Origin of the sequence: Methylobacterium adhaesivum (genome assembly GCF_022179065.1) — a bacterium.
Taxonomy (GTDB): domain Bacteria; phylum Pseudomonadota; class Alphaproteobacteria; order Rhizobiales; family Beijerinckiaceae; genus Methylobacterium; species Methylobacterium adhaesivum.
Map to the genome: position 1 here is coordinate 87,397 of NZ_BPQD01000014.1, position 15,082 is coordinate 102,478.

Genomic DNA, 15,082 nt, shown 5'->3' on the forward strand with positions numbered 1-15,082 from the left:
ACAAGGGCTCGGAACCGGCGCGCCTCGCAGAGGCCGTCATTCACCGACGCAGTGGTGCCGTCCCCGCGAGACTTCATTCCTGGGTAAGGTTGCAGGGGCTGCCAGGATGCCGTCCTCGTAATGCCTGAACACGGGGGTGGGCGGTATGCCGGCCTATGGTCGTGAATCAAGATCGGAGGACGCAGAGTGACGAACCGAGCCCCCATCGCACTGGCAATCGTGCTTGTCTGTGGTCCGGCCCTGGCGGCGCAGATCAACGGGCCGGGACCGAACGAGGACCCCTCGCTGCGGGAGGCCGGCAACGTCAATGCCTTGAGCTTCGTCGCCCTCTCGGATGTCCTGGCCGGGATCGACGTCTCGGTGAAGCTGCAAGCCGCCCTCGACGCGGCGCGCACGGCGCGCAAGGCCCTGTATCTGCCGAATGTGGGTCCCTGCTACATCGTCAACACAACCATCGATCCGTCGGACGTCGAACTCTTCGGCACCGGGACGTGCATCACCACGACGGCGAACGTCGATACGATCCGCACGGACAAGTTCGGGACGAACGTCCACGACCTGAAATTCACCCATTCGGGCGCGGCGGGGCGGGTCGCCAATTTCATCCAGGGCGAGGGAAACCAGTTCTGGCGCAATCGGGTGGTCGCGACCAATCCGGACAATGTCGACCCGATCGTGTTTTTCGCCCTGTCGAACAACCGCATCAAGGACAATAGCTTCACCAACTTCCGTTCGAAATATTCCTACACCTGGCAGCAGCAGACCACTCATCCCAAGAGCATCTCGATCAACAATCAGGTGGTGGGCAACTACATGGGCGGCACCGGGCGGGGCGGCCTCATCGGCGACAACGGCACGGTGGCGCGACCGGAGGGAACCCTCATTGCCCACAACGACAGCGTGCTTCTCGGCGGGCCGTTCATCACCCTGAATTCCGTGCTGTCCGTGCGCCTGATCGGCAACATGATGGACCAGAACAATGACGAGGGCGCCATCCGCATTGAGCCGAAGGGCTTCTCCGGATACGGCGTCGACGGCATCCTGGTGTCGGCGAACTACATCTCGGCCGTGGGCAACAAGGCCGATGCGCCGGCGATCCAGTCGATCAAGACGGGCGGACACGCCGACGGATTCACCTTCACGGGCAACGAGATCGCCTTCGGTTCCATGGCTGCGCGCTTCGCGGACGGCATCACGAACGTTCAGTTCACCGGCAACGTCATGCACGGTTTCTCGAAGCCGTACAGTATCGAGCTCGGCGCGCCGTCCCTCCTGCAGCAGGTCACGGTCGACGACACGAAGCAGTGCCAGGGTGGGGGAGCGCTGTTCGTTCCGGGGCACGGGAATGCCGGCTCGGCCAAATCGACCCGCACCGTCACGTATCACTCAGGGACGGGGGGCAACTACATCAACGTGCCGCACGGTCTCGCCGGCATCCCGACGCAGTTCACCACGGGGGCATCGACGGCCCATGGCGGCACCCTGCAGGCGGTTGCCGTCAGGGTTATGGTCGTCCGGGCCGACGCCACGAACGCCGTTCTCCAGGTTCAGCCGGACGGCGTGGTGAAGAACGGCACCGTCACCATCACGCTGACGTCCGAAATCGCCCGGTAAGCAGTGTTCCCGCCGCCGACACCGATCCGGAGCCGACGGGATGGGCGCGAAACGGAACCGGATGTGACGGGTTCCGCCCGCGCCGCCCGCCGGCGCGGGCTCGTCTGCGCGTTCACGCCGCCCGAACGGTGGCGAGGAAGCCACCGACCTCCGCGCGCAAGTCCGCCGCCTGGCGGGCAAGGTCGGTTGCGGCGGTGAGGACCTGATTCGAGCCGGCCCGGGCGGAGTCGGCCGCCGTGCTCACGCCGGCGATATGGATCGAGACCTGACGCGTTCCCTCCGAGGTGTGGACGGTGGTGCGGGCGATCTCGCGGGTGGCGGCGTCCTGCTGCTGCACGGCCGCCGCGATGTCCTGCGACAGGGTGCTGAGGCGCTGGATCACCTGCGCGATGCCCCCGATGGTCTCGACGGAGGCCGCCGTCGATGCGGTGATCTGTCCGACCTTGGCGGCGATCTCGTCCGTCGCCCGCGTGGTCTGGTTGGCGAGTTCCTTCACCTCCGCCGCCACCACGGCAAAGCCCCGGCCTGCCTCACCGGCTCGGGCTGCCTCGATGGTGGCGTTCAGCGCCAGGAGGTTGGTCTGGCCGGCGATGTTGGAGATCAGCCCGACAATCTCGCCGATGCTGCCGGCGGCGGTGGCGAGCCGGCGGATGTCCTCGCCCATGCGGGCGGTGTCGCGCTCGGCCTCGCCCGCCACGGTGGCCGACATCTCGACGCGGGTGCCGATCTCGCGCACAGAGGCGCTGAGTTCCTCCGTTGCCGCCGCCACGGTGTCGGCGCTCGCGGCGGCCTCGCCCGAGGTGCGCGCCACGGCGCCGCTGAGGCGCGAAGTTTCGCCCGAGGCCTGCGACAGGGCGTGGGCGGCGGCCTCCAGTTGCGCTGCGGCGGCCGAGACCGCTTCGACGATGCGACCGGCCCGGGCTTCGAACCCGCTGGCGAGACCAAGCATCGCCTGGCGGCGCTCGGCGGCTGTGGTTTGCGTCAGGTGGTCGGCTTGCGCCCGGATGCGCTGGCCTTCGGCGAGGCTGTCGCGGAACGCTCCCGCGGCCGCCGCGATGGCGCGGACCTCGCGGGCGCCCCCCGTGGGGAGCGGACCGGCGCTCGCCCCCCGCCCGATGGCCGTCAGGGCGTCGGCGATCCGTGCGAGCGGTCGGGCGATGGCGGTGCCGCAGCCGAAGGCGACGAGGCAGGACAGGGCAAGGGTCGCGAGGCTGGCCGCCAGCCACAGGGTGACGCCGCGCTCGGCGTCCCCCCGCGCGGCGGCGGCCGCGGCGGCGAGGTCCCCGGCGATCCTGTCCTCGATCCCCTTCAGGGCGTCGATGCGCTGGGTGGCGGTGGTGAACCAGGCCGGCGCGTCGGTGAAGCCCAAGGGCTGGCCGGGGATCGTCGCGAGGACGATCCCGCGCAGGCGCTCGACCTCGCGGCCCGCCGGGCTCGTGCCGACGGCATCGAGAAGCGTGGCCTGGGCCGGTTCGGCGGTGAGGCGGAACAGGTTGTCGTAGGTGGCCTGGCCGGCGCCCAGCGCCGCCATCCGCGTGAGGCCGGGCAGATCGAGTTGGCCGGCGCCGAAGATCCCGGCCGCCGTGGCGCGCTCCTGGCCGGCGAGTTCCTTTAAGGACAGGAACGCCGAATAGGCCGAGATCCGGGCGCTCAGGGCGGGATCGGCGGCAAGACCGGACATTTCGCGCACGAGATCGAGGGCCTTGGTGATGAGCCCCGTATAGGCGGCGAGATTCTCGCGCGGCGTCCGGGCCAGATCGTCCACGGCCTTGCGGTGGGCGGAGAGGCCGTCGAGGGCGCTGGCGAGGGCGGCGCTGCGCGCGGCGAGGTTTCCCGTCGGGGCCGCGGCCGCGGTGGCCTGCATCAGGCGCGTCCGGCTCGTGTCCGTGCGGAGGCGCTGGGCATCGAGTTCTGCCCGGAAGCGCGTGCCCTTCGCACCGAGAAACAGGCTCGAAGCGCCGCGCTCGCGCTGGGCCTCGTGGACGAAGAGGCCGACCAGACCGCCGAGATCGAGCACGCCCTCGACTTCCGTCATCCGGGTCCGTTCGGCCATCCGCTCCTTGATCGCCAGCGCCGCCACGACGGCGAAGGCGAGGCAGGGAGCCAGGGCGACGAGGAGGATGCGGCCCCGGAGGGACGCGAGGAATCTGCGGAGCATCGACGGAGACCTGTTGATCGGAAGATCGTCAACCTCGGTCTGAGGCGTAAACACAGGGTTGCCGTATGAAAATATGCCTTACATTTCAGCATTCGTGGCGCATTGCCGGGCGCATTGCAGGGCACGTTTCAGGGTTGGTCCGCACTGAAGGCCCTCAGACCCGGGACGAAGGGCGGCAGGGATCGACGTTAGCCTCGAGCCACGAGGCTGCGCGCCGCGATACTGCGTGATGTCCTACCAAAAGGGGAAAAGCTTCTCGGGGACATAGTCGTCCCACACCAGGGCCAGTGCCCAGCGCCGGGACGGGTGTCCGCCCTCGCCCGCTCGCGGCGCGGTCCAGCAACCTTGTTGCTGTACTTACTTTGTTCTAGAACCGCGTTCCAGACTCCCTGTGGCGTTCGCCGCGACCGCGTGGGAGCCAGACCCCGCCGCGCGTATTCCCTCGTCCGGGCGATCGCCGCACCTTGCCCGGGAGGCTTCAGTGCCCGACATGCGGGGCGAGGGCCAACGAGACCCTGTCCTGCCGGACCTCGCCCGACCGGACTTTGGGCACCCGCCGCGAATCGACTTCGAAGAGACCCCATGGCCAAAGCCAAAGCCGCCGCCCGGCAAGCCCGCGCCGAAGCCATCGAAGCGGATATCGAGAAGCTGTTCGACGGCACCCGCGAGTCCCGCGTCATCTCCGTCCGGGGGGCACGCGAGCACAATCTCAAGAATGTCGATCTGACGATCCCGCGCGATCGGCTGGTGGTGTTCACCGGGCTCTCGGGCTCGGGCAAGTCGTCGCTGGCCTTCGACACCATCTACGCCGAGGGCCAGCGCCGCTACGTCGAATCGCTCTCGGCTTACGCGCGCCAGTTCCTCGAAATGATGGGCAAGCCCGACGTCGACCAGATCGACGGGCTGTCGCCGGCCATCTCCATCGAGCAGAAGACCACCTCGAAGAACCCCCGCTCCACGGTCGGCACCGTCACGGAGATCTACGACTACATGCGCCTGCTGTGGGCGCGGGTCGGCATCCCGTACTCGCCGGTCACGGGGCTCCCCATCGAGAGCCAGACGGTGAGCCAGATGGTCGACCGGGTGCTGGCGCTGCCCGAGAAGAGCCGGCTCTATCTGCTGGCCCCGGTGGTGCGCGGCCGCAAGGGCGAGTACCGCAAGGAGATCGCCGAGTTCCAGAAGAAGGGCTTCCAGCGCCTGCGCATCGACGGCGAGTACTACGCCATCGACGACGTGCCGGTGCTCGACAAGAAGCTGAAGCACGACATCGACGTGGTGGTGGACCGCATCGTCGTGCGCCCCGACATCGCCGCCCGTCTCGCCGATTCCTTCGAGACCGCCCTGGAGCTGGCCGACGGCATCGCCCTCATCGAGTTCGCCGATACTGCTGAAGGCGAAGAGACCCGCGAAAAGATCACGTTCTCGTCGCGCTTCGCCTGCCCCGCCTCGGGCTTCACCATCGCGGAGATCGAGCCGCGCCTGTTCTCGTTCAACAATCCGTTCGGCGCCTGCCCGACCTGCGGCGGCATCGGCCACGAGATGCGGATCGACCCCGAGCTCGTCATCTCCGACGCGAAGCTCAGCCTCAAGCGCGGCGCCGTCGGCCCCTGGGCGAAATCGACCTCGCCGTATTACGGCCAGACCCTCGACGCGCTCGCCCGGCACTACAAGTTCAAGACCACCGTGCCCTGGGCCGAGTTGCCGGAGACGGCCCGCGGCGTGATCCTCCAGGGCACCGGCCGGGAATCGATCCGCTTCGCCTACGACGACGGCATGCGCGCCTACGAGGTGAACAAGCCGTTCGAGGGCGTGATCCCCAACCTGGAGCGGCGCTACAAGGAGACGGAGAGCGACGCATCGCGCGAGGAAATCGCCCGATTCATGAGCGCCACGCCCTGCGCCACCTGCGCGGGCAAGCGCCTGAAGCTCGAGGCGCTCTGCGTGAAGATCGCCATGCAGGACATCGGCGAGATCACGTCGCTTTCGGTACGCGATGCGCACACATGGTTTTCGGCCCTCCCCGAGAAGCTCACGGACAAGCAGAACGAGATCGCGGCCCGCATCCTGAAGGAGATCCGCGACCGCCTGACCTTCCTCGTCGATGTCGGCCTCGACTACCTCACCCTGGCGCGCGGCTCGGGCTCGCTGTCGGGCGGCGAGAGCCAGCGCATTCGTCTCGCCTCGCAGATCGGCTCGGGCCTGACGGGCGTGCTCTACGTCCTCGACGAGCCCTCCATCGGCCTGCACCAGCGCGACAACGAGCGCCTGCTCGGCACCCTCAAGCGCCTGCGCGATCTCGGCAACTCGGTGATCGTCGTCGAGCACGACGAGGATGCGATCCTGCAGGCGGATTACGTGGTCGATGTCGGCCCGGGGGCGGGCATCCACGGCGGGCAGATCATCGCGCAGGGCACGCCCGAGGAGGTGCTGAAGAACCCTGCCTCGCTCACGGCGAAGTACCTCACGGGCGAGATGAGCGTGCGGGTGCCCACGGCCCGGAGGAAGCCCAAGAAGGGCAAGCTCAGCCTCGTGGGGGCCCGCGGCAACAACCTGAAGAACGTCTCGGTGGAGATTCCGCTCGGCACCTTCACCTGCGTGTCCGGTGTGTCGGGGGGCGGCAAGTCCACCCTCATCATCGACACGCTCTACAAGTCGGTGGCGAAATCCCTCAACGGCGCCCTGGAACATCCGGCTCCGTTCGAGCGCCTCGACGGGCTGGAGAACCTCGACAAGGTCATCGACATCGACCAGTCGCCCATCGGGCGCACTCCGCGCTCGAATCCAGCGACCTATACGGGCGCCTTCACGCCGATCCGCGACTGGTTTGCCGGTCTGCCCGAGGCCAAGGCCCGGGGCTACCAGGCCGGGCGCTTCTCCTTCAACGTGAAGGGCGGGCGCTGCGAGGCGTGCTCGGGCGACGGCGTCATCAAGATCGAGATGCACTTCCTGCCGGACGTCTACGTCACCTGCGACGTGTGCAAGGGGCGGCGCTACGACCGCGAAACCCTGGAGGTGAAGTATCGCGACCGCTCCATCGCCGACGTCCTCGACATGACCGTGGAAGAGGCCGCCGACCTGTTCAAGGCGGTGCCGACCATCCGGGAGAAGATGGAGACCCTCGCGCGCGTCGGGCTGGGCTACGTCAAGGTCGGCCAGCAGGCCACCACCCTGTCGGGCGGCGAGGCTCAGCGGGTGAAGCTGTCGAAGGAGCTGTCGAAGCGCGCGACGGGCCGCACCCTCTACATCCTCGACGAGCCGACCACGGGCCTGCACTTCCACGATGTGGCCAAGCTCATGGAGGTGCTCCACGAACTCGTGGACCAGGGCAACACCGTGGTGGTGATCGAGCACAACCTCGAAGTCATCAAGACCGCCGACTGGGTGATCGACATGGGCCCCGAGGGCGGCGACGGCGGCGGCCTGGTGGTGGCCGAGGGGACGCCGGAGCAGATCGCGCAGTCGCGCAAGAGCCACACCGGTCGCTTCCTGCGCGACGTCCTCGCCCGCCGCCCGGCCGACCCGACTCCCGCCCCCGTCGCCAAGGGCCGCAAGGCCGCCCGTTAGGCGACGACACCGGCCCGCCCGAAGGCCGGACCGACGTCGTTTGCCGCCCGAGCGATTCGGCGCCGGCCCTGTCTTTTGCGGGACGATTGGACTCGATCCGAGGCCTCGGGCCCCGCCGTCGAGCGCCGAAGCGTCGAAACGGCTTTTCCGCATCGCGGGACAGGTTCGCGGCGTGGCGAACCAAAGGTTAACGCATGCGCAATCGCCAAGGCACGTTTTCCGCTTTCTCCCAATCCGCGACGGCGGCTCAAATGTCTGCATCGTCAGCGATATCCTTCCGGATGCGCGCTTTCGGCCGTCCGGAACACTGCCCCAAAGGTTAACAAGCCGCACTGTTGCAGTGCGGCCAAGTTGCGGCTTTTGCGCAACGGTCAGTTTGGAACTGCCCCGTTTCAGTGCAACGCGCTGTCCTTTCGAGGCGAGCTGTAGAATAGTTCCCCTCGTTGAGACCGAATTCGGGCCGCAAGGGGGGCCTTCCAAACCAACGGGAACACGCCGCTCAAAAAGCGGCGGACCGGCAGAATGGTGCGGAAGGCTACGCGGCGCCCGCCTGAAATCCTTGGGAAGGACTGACAACATGATGAAGAACTGGCTCGCCGCCGGAGCGGTGGCGCTTTCGGTCGGCATGTCCGCCACCGCCGCCTTCGCCCAGACGACCACGGTTCCCGGCGAGCAGGTCGGCCTCGCCACCGGCGCCCCGCTGCCGGAGGGCATCTACGCCCTCAACACCTTCGTCTACCGCAGCAACGAGAACACCGGCCCCGGCTCCGTCGACGTCGGCGTCAACATCCCGGTGCTCGTCTGGTCGACCCCGTTCGTCCCGCTGGGCGGCCGCGTCGAGCTGCTCGTCGCTCCCCCGACCGTGTTCGCTTTCGGCAAGAACAGCGGCGTCAACGGCGCCCGTGACCTGTCGATCAACGTCGGTACCTTCGTCGGCGGCATCTGGGCCTTCGATCTCGGTAACAACTTCGGCGTCAGCTTGCTCGGCGGTGTCTACCTCAACGAGCTCAACGCCGGTAAGGGCGTCCTCGTCAGCAACGGCGGCCAGCTCCTCGGTACCCCCGTCCTCGGTCAGCTCGCCTCCAACACCTACCGCATGGGTGTCGCCGCCAGCTACACCGGCGATGGCTACAACCTCACCGCCAACCTGACCGCGAACATCTACGATTCGCCGGCGACCTTCGGTGGTAACAACTTCTTCGGCACCCGTGGTCCGTTCAACATCTCCGACTCGCTCAACCTCGATCTGACCGCGACCAAGAAGTTCGGCAAGTTCGAGATCGGCGCCATCGGTTACGGCACCTACAACTTCGACATCAGCCAGTTCAGCCTCGCCGCCGGCAACCGTGGCAGCTTCTCGGTCGGTGGTCTCATCGGCTACGACTTCGGACCCGTCACCGCCCAGGCCTACGTCGCCACCACGGTCGCCAACTCCGTGCGCCGCGCCGACACGGTCGAAGGCTGGTTCCGCCTGATCGTTCCGCTGTACACCCCCACCGCCGTCGCCGCCGTCGCTCCGGCCCCGATCATTCGCAAGTACTGATCGGGCAAGCACCGATCCGATCGCCGCGGGCCCTCGGGCTCGCGGTCCTCGCGACGCGAAAAGCCGCGCTTCCCTCGGGAGGTGCGGCTTTTTCGTGTTCAGGGTTGGCCCCCGATAAATCGGGTTCGAATGGCAAGCCGTCCGCAGGGTCCAGGCCTGGCCCTGGAAACATCGTCGGGCTCCGCCGGACACCCGCCGAGGGCTCGGCCCTTCGGAAACCCGGGACCGAACGGAGCCTAGACCACCCGGTTGAGGCGGCGCGCGCCCGCGAAGCGATTGAGGAAGCGCGGTTCCTTCTCGGGGGCGATGCGGAAGGCAAGGTGCATGGTGCCGCCCTCCTCTTCGCGGCGGTCCAGAACTTCACCGTTCTCGTAGAGCCAGTGCAGGGCGGCGCCGTCCTCGGGCGGCAGCACCACGGCGAAGGTCGAGCGCTGGCGGGCGATGCGGGCCTCGATCCGGCCGGTGAGCGCCGCGAGGCCCTCGCCCGTCAGGGCCGAGACGAGGATCGGGGCGTCGCTGTCCCGGTCCGTGCGCCCCTGGGCGCTGAGGTTGAGGAGGCGGGTGCGCTCGCCCTCGTCGAGGAGGTCGGACTTGTTCCAGACCTCGATGATGCGGGTGGCGGAGGTCTCAATGCCGAGTTCACGCAACACCGTCCCGACATCCTCGGCCTGGGCCTCGCTGTCGCCGTGGGAGACGTCGCGCACGTGGAGCAGGATGTCGGCCTCGATCACGTCCTCGAGGGTCGCCCGGAAGGCGGCGATGAGGGTGGTCGGCAGGTCTGAGATGAAGCCCACGGTGTCGGACAGGATCACCGTCTCGCCGTGCGGAAGCTTCGTCGCCCGCGCCGTCGGGTCGAGGGTGGCGAACAGCATGTCCTGGGCCATCACCTGGGCCTTGGTGAGGGCGTTGAACAGGGTCGACTTGCCGGCGTTGGTGTAGCCCACGAGGGCCACGATGGGGTACGGCACGCGGGCGCGGCCCTGACGATGCAGGCCGCGCGTGCGGGTGACGCCGTCGAGCTCGCGCTCGATCTTGGTCATCCGCTCCTGGATCATGCGTCGGTCGGCTTCGATCTGGGTCTCGCCGGGGCCGCCGAGGAAGCCGAAGCCGCCGCGCTGACGTTCCAGGTGGGTCCAGGACCGTACGAGGCGGCTGCGCTGGTAGGCGAGGTGGGCGTGCTCGACCTGAAGCGTGCCCTCGCGGGTGGAGGCGCGGCGCCCGAAGATCTCGAGGATGAGGCCGGTGCGGTCGATGACCTTGCAGCCGAACGCCTTCTCGAGGTTGCGCTGCTGAACGGGCGAGAGGGCGCAATCCATCACCACGAGGCCGATTTCGCGGGCCTTGATCACGCCGGCGAGCTCCTCGACCCGGCCCTTGCCGAGATAGGTCGAGGGCCGGATGCGCTGCACCGGGGCGAAGATGGCCTCGACCACGTCGAGTTCGATGGCGGCCGCGAGGCCGGACGCCTCGTCGAGGCGAGCCTCATTGGAGCGCAGGGCCTCGGCGCTGTGAGCCCCGCCGACGCTGCGCTGGGCCACCCGCCCGAGATACGGCCCGACCACGAGCGTGTGGGTCGCGGCGGCGATGTCGCCCTCGGGGGCCGCCATCGCCTGGAGCCGGGCTTCGCCGGGCGTCATGGTTTCCGTCATTGCGTGAGTGTCAGACCCTGTCCTGTGGTTATGGGACATTGGGCTTGGAGACACGCCAGACAAGAGTAGGCGGTCTGACGATTCGGGAAATCGGGGCCTTGTCGCCTCATGCGCCGGTTCTTTCTCCCCTCTGCGGGAGAAGCTGGCCCGCGACGCGGGTCGGATGAGGGGGCGACCATATCCGGAAAGGTCGCTCCCCTCTCCCGCAGAGGGGAGAGGGGAAACCAGGTGACTCAGGCGCCAGCCTTCTCCGGGGCGGTCTCGTCCGGCTCGAACAGCTGCACGGGATGGCCCGGCATGATCGTCGAGATGGCGTGCTTGTAGACGAGCTGGGAATGGCCGTCCCGGCGCAGGAGCACGCAGAAATTGTCGAACCAGGTCACCACGCCCTGAAGCTTGACGCCGTTGACGAGGAAGATGGTCAGCGGGATCTTGTTCTTTCGAACATGGTTCAGGAACGTGTCCTGCAGGTTCTGAGCGCGTTCGCCCGCCATTGATCTTGTCCTCGATACACTGCCGCCCGCCGCGAGTGACGGGTTCTCATCAGTCGGTGGTGCGTTGAAATGGAGCGTACGACTTGTCGTCGGCCGGTCCGGAGACGCAAATCCCATTACACGTGCATCGGCGTGACGATGCAAGTCCGTCTCCCTACGTCGTTCGTACCGATCGTCACGGTCCGATGCCGAGGGACTTCAGCTTCCGGTGCAGGGCCGAGCGCTCCATGCCGATGAACTCGGCCGTGCGCGAGATGTTGCCCGAGAACCGGGCGATCTGCGCCACGAGATATTCGCGCTCGAAGATCTCGCGGGCCTCGCGGAGCGCCAGACTCATGAGCTTCTCGCCGCCCGAACCGTTGGGGGTCGTCGGCACCAGGGCGCCGATCTCGGTGGGGAGCATCTCGGAGGTGACCTCCTGCTCCGGGTCCGTATGGGTGAGAATCATGAGGCGTTCGACGTTGTTGCGAAGCTGGCGCACGTTGCCCGGCCAGTCGTGCGACTGCAGCACCGCCATGGCGTCCTCGGCGATGCGCCGGCGCGGCAGGCCCGTGGCGGCCGAGATCTGTTCCATGAAGAACGCGATGAGTTCCGGCACGTCCTCTCGGCGCTCCGACAGGGACGGCACCCGGATCGGCACCACCGAGAGGCGGTGGAACAGGTCCTCGCGGAACCGGCCCGCCGCGATCTCCTCCGCGAGGTCGCGGGACGAGGAGGAGATGATGCGGACATCGACGTGGACCCGGGTGGTGCCGCCGACCCGTTGGAAGTTCTGATCGACCAGGACCCGCAGGATGCGGTTCTGGGTCTCGCGCGGCATGTCGGCCACCTCGTCGATGTAGAGGGAGCCGCCATGGGCCTCCTCCAGGGCACCGACCCGGCGCGCCCGCCCCTCCCCCGCCTCGACGCCGAACAGCTCGGCCTCCATGGTGTCGGGCGTGATGGTGGCGGCGTTGATCACCACGAACGGGCCGCTGGCGCGGGTCGAGGTCGCGTGCAGGGTGCGGGCCGACAGCTCCTTGCCCGACCCCGGCGCGCCGAGGATCATCACGCGGGCGTTGGTGGGGGCGACGCGCTCCACCGTCTGGCGCAGCTGATTGCACACCACCGAGGCACCGACGATGCGGCTCGCCTGCCCCGAGCGGGTCTTGAGGTCGCGCACCTCGCGCTTGAGGCGCGACGCCTCCAAGGCGCGCTCGGCCACGAGGATGAGTCGGTCGGCCTTGAACGGTTTCTCGATGAAGTCGTAGGCGCCCGCCTTGATGGCCGCCACCGCCGTCTCGATGTTGCCGTGACCCGAGATCATCACCACGGGCAGGTCCGGGTGGCCGGCCTTGATCTGGTCGAGCACCTGCAACCCGTCGAGGCGCGAGCCCTGCAGCCAGATGTCGAGGAAGACGAGGTGGGGCCGGCGCGATTCGATGGCCACCAGGGCCTCGTCGGAGCCGCCGGCCGTGCGGGTCCGGTGGCCCTCGTCGTCGAGGATGCCGGCGACGAGGTCGCGGATGTCGGCCTCGTCGTCGACGATCAGGATATCGGCGCTCATGACTGCATCTCCGCGATTGGGGGGGCCGTCCGCGCGGCGCCCTTCTCATCCTGCGCGGAGGGTGTGCCCTCCGGCGTCGTTGGCCCTGGCGTGGGCCGATCCTGCGGGACCTGATGGTCCTGGGGAACTTGCGGCACCCGCATCCGCACGCGTCCGCCCCGTCCCTCGGGGTTGTCGTTCAGTTCGATCCCGCCACCGTGCTCCTCGAGCACCTTGCTAACGATGGCGAGGCCGAGGCCGGTGCCGCCCTCGCGGGTGGTCATATAGGGCTCGAGGAGGCGCTGGCGCCCCTCGGCGGGAAATCCCTTGCCGTTGTCCGTGACCTCGATGACCGCGAACCCCTCCTCCAGGACGAGGCGGACATCGACCTTGCCCTTGCCGAGATCGGCTTCCGGCACGGCCTGCACCGCCTCGACAGCGTTCTTGAGGATGTTGGTGATGGCCTGCGACAGCAGGCGGATGTCGAAGGCGGCGACCACCTTGTCCGTTCCGGCCTCCGTGAAGGTGAAGTCCATGTCCGGATGGGCGACGCGCATCATGAACAGGTTCTGCCGCGTGATCTCGCTGAGATCGTTCTGGGCGATGGCCGGTTTCGGCATCCGCGCGAACGACGAGAATTCATCGACCATGCGCTTGATCTCGTCCACCTGCCGGATGATCGTCGCCGTGCACTGGTCGAACACGTCCTTGTCCGCGACGATCACTTTTCCGTATTTGCGCCGGATGCGCTCGGCCGAGAGCTGAATCGGCGTCAGGGGATTCTTGATCTCGTGGGCGATGCGGCGCGCCACATCCGCCCAGGCCGAGGTGCGCTGGGCCGAGACGAGGTCGGTGATGTCGTCCAGCGTCACCACGAAGCCGCGGGCACCGCCCTGCGCCTGCTCGCTCGTGACGCGGACCGTCACCGTACGCTCGCGCCCGTCGCGGGTGAGCTGGATCTGCTGTTGCAGGGCGCGCTGGCGCCCCTCGCCGCCCTCGGGGAACAGGGGGGCGAGTTCCGGCACCGCCTGGATCAGGGGCTGGCCGACGATGGCGTTCGCGGTCAGGCCGAGGGTGCGCTCCACGGAAGGGTTGGCGATGGTGACGCGGCCCGACGCGTCGACGCCGATGACCCCGGGCGAGACACCCGAGAGCACGGCCTCGGTGAAGCGGCGGCGCCGGTCGATGAGGTCGCTCGCCGCCGTCAGCCCGTCGTGCTGGCGCCTGAGCTCCTGGGTCATCTTGTTGAAGCTCTCGGACAGGTGCGCGAGGTCGCCGTCGCTCTTGTGGGCGGGAACCTGGGCGTAGAAGTTGCCCGACGCGACCTGATCGGCGGCGTTGATGAGGCGACGGATGGGCGCCACGAAGCGGTTGGCGAAGTTCAGCCCGAACCACACCGCCGACAGCAGGGCGATGAGGGCGATGAGCACGAACACCGAGGCGAAGCTGATCTGGATCGAGCGCTTCAGGGAATCGTAGGTGAGGTACTCGGCCGCCGCCGCCCGCGACACGCCCGGGAACTCGATGGCGAGCTGGCTCACCTCGCGCTGCACGAGGAGCACGGCGCCGTCATAGGCGGGCATCCGCAGGAGGGCGGCAAAGATGCGGCCCTCGCTCGGCACGAGGCAGATAGGATCGTTGGATTTCGCCGCGTCGTCGAAGGCGGCGGCCGAGGGCAGGCGCCGGTCCTTCAGGACCTCGATCTGGGCCCGCGCCACCACGGTGTCGGGGCCGCGCATGATCTCGGCGATGGGCAAGCCGAGCGCCGTGGCCCGGGTGGTGAGGAAGCTTTCGAACCATTGCCGGTTGACGTCGAAGTTCGGCCGCGCCCGCGTCAGGTCGTCGGCGAGGATCCGGATCTCGCGGGCGAGCGACTGGCACTGGTTCTCCTGATAGGCGTCGGCCACCTCGACGGATTTCAGCACCACGTCGCGTACCCGGTCGGTGAAGCCCAGCGACAGGCCCCGGTCGATGGTCACCGCCGCCACCACGGCCAGCAGCACGGTCGGCAGGATCGCGATGAGGGAGAACAGGCCGACGATCCGGGTGTGGAGCCGTGCCACCGCCGCGTTGGTGCGCCGGGCATGCAGGAAGACGCGCGCCTCCCAGGCGATGATGACGATGAGGCCGAGCACCAGCACGACGTTGATGCCCAGCAGCGTCAGGCCCACGGTGGGTGTGGGCGTGACCTTGAGCACGCCGGCGAGGATGAGGAAGGTGGCGATGGCCGAGACGAGGGCGGTGACCACCACCAGGGCGCCGACCCAGCCGGGCCCGCGCGGCGGCGGCCTGAGGGCAACCGGTTCGACACCTGTTTCCCCTGGCGTTCCGGCCGTGCCGGACACCCCGTCGTAAACCCCCGATGTCCGGAAACGCTGCAGCCACGGCATGGCTGATGCAACGCCACAACAGTGTGGCGAAATTAATACGAATTGGGCCGACAGAGGTGGTTTGCCCCGCCCGTCGGAGAAACGCCAAGGCTGTGAGATGCGGTATCGCGCTTGCATCCAACGGCCATCGACGCCTCTAAGAATA

At 68.1% G+C, this 15,082-nt stretch carries 8 protein-coding genes; 3 read left to right on the forward strand and 5 right to left on the reverse strand.

Translation table 11 applies throughout. The features are described 5' to 3' along the window. Positions 1–186 precede the first annotated feature (186 nt). On the forward strand, positions 187–1,614 hold the full coding sequence (locus MFF01_RS11960) for a hypothetical protein (RefSeq protein ID WP_238225610.1): 1,428 nt from the start codon (positions 187–189) through the stop codon (positions 1,612–1,614). A 112-nt stretch (positions 1,615–1,726) separates the two neighbouring features. Here the strand turns inward: MFF01_RS11960 and MFF01_RS11965 are convergent, their stop codons facing one another. Beyond that, positions 1,727–3,772 (reverse strand): methyl-accepting chemotaxis protein, encoded by a 2,046-nt coding sequence (locus tag MFF01_RS11965; protein ID WP_238225612.1) that lies wholly within the window; start codon positions 3,770–3,772, stop codon positions 1,727–1,729. 582 nt (positions 3,773–4,354) lie between these two features. Between MFF01_RS11965 and uvrA the strand changes: the two genes are divergently transcribed. Both uvrA and MFF01_RS11975 read left to right on the forward strand, forming a co-directional pair. Further along, positions 4,355–7,336, forward strand: a complete 2,982-nt coding sequence (uvrA, locus tag MFF01_RS11970; protein WP_238225613.1) for an excinuclease ABC subunit UvrA — start codon at positions 4,355–4,357, stop codon at positions 7,334–7,336. Positions 7,337–7,913: 577 nt separating this feature from the next. Further along, complete coding sequence (locus tag MFF01_RS11975; RefSeq protein WP_238225615.1) at positions 7,914–8,879, forward strand: transporter family protein; 966 nt, start codon at positions 7,914–7,916, stop codon at positions 8,877–8,879. A gap of 236 nt (positions 8,880–9,115) precedes the next feature. On the opposite strand, the gene hflX is transcribed toward MFF01_RS11975, so the two are convergent. From hflX to MFF01_RS11995, 4 genes are all read right to left on the reverse strand, one after another. Beyond that, positions 9,116–10,528, reverse strand: a complete 1,413-nt coding sequence (gene hflX / locus MFF01_RS11980) for a GTPase HflX (RefSeq protein ID WP_238225617.1) — start codon at positions 10,526–10,528, stop codon at positions 9,116–9,118. A gap of 233 nt (positions 10,529–10,761) precedes the next feature. After that, a complete protein-coding gene (gene hfq / locus MFF01_RS11985) occupies positions 10,762–11,022 on the reverse strand; it encodes an RNA chaperone Hfq (RefSeq protein ID WP_238225619.1) in 261 nt (86 codons plus the stop codon). A 175-nt stretch (positions 11,023–11,197) separates the two neighbouring features. Further along, positions 11,198–12,568 (reverse strand): nitrogen assimilation response regulator NtrX, encoded by a 1,371-nt coding sequence (ntrX, locus tag MFF01_RS11990; RefSeq protein WP_238225621.1) that lies wholly within the window; start codon positions 12,566–12,568, stop codon positions 11,198–11,200. Beyond that, positions 12,565–14,937: a sensor histidine kinase NtrY-like gene (locus MFF01_RS11995; protein WP_238225623.1), complete on the reverse strand. Its 2,373-nt coding sequence runs from the start codon at positions 14,935–14,937 to the stop codon at positions 12,565–12,567. Before MFF01_RS11995 ends, ntrX begins: the two co-directional genes overlap by 4 nt. Positions 14,938–15,082 lie beyond the last annotated feature (145 nt).

What these genes read in the sequence shown, in the direction of transcription:
- hfq (WP_238225619.1), bottom strand. Translation starts at nt 11,022, where the DNA reads ATGGCGGGCGAACGCGCTCAGAACCTGCAGGACACGTTCCTGAACCAT.
- hflX (WP_238225617.1), bottom strand. Translation starts at nt 10,528, where the DNA reads ATGACGGAAACCATGACGCCCGGCGAAGCCCGGCTCCAGGCGATGGCG.
- MFF01_RS11965 (WP_238225612.1), bottom strand. Translation starts at nt 3,772, where the DNA reads ATGCTCCGCAGATTCCTCGCGTCCCTCCGGGGCCGCATCCTCCTCGTC.
- MFF01_RS11995 (WP_238225623.1), bottom strand. Translation starts at nt 14,937, where the DNA reads ATGCCGTGGCTGCAGCGTTTCCGGACATCGGGGGTTTACGACGGGGTG.
- uvrA (WP_238225613.1), top strand. Translation starts at nt 4,355, where the DNA reads ATGGCCAAAGCCAAAGCCGCCGCCCGGCAAGCCCGCGCCGAAGCCATC.
- MFF01_RS11975 (WP_238225615.1), top strand. Translation starts at nt 7,914, where the DNA reads ATGATGAAGAACTGGCTCGCCGCCGGAGCGGTGGCGCTTTCGGTCGGC.
- ntrX (WP_238225621.1), bottom strand. Translation starts at nt 12,568, where the DNA reads ATGAGCGCCGATATCCTGATCGTCGACGACGAGGCCGACATCCGCGAC.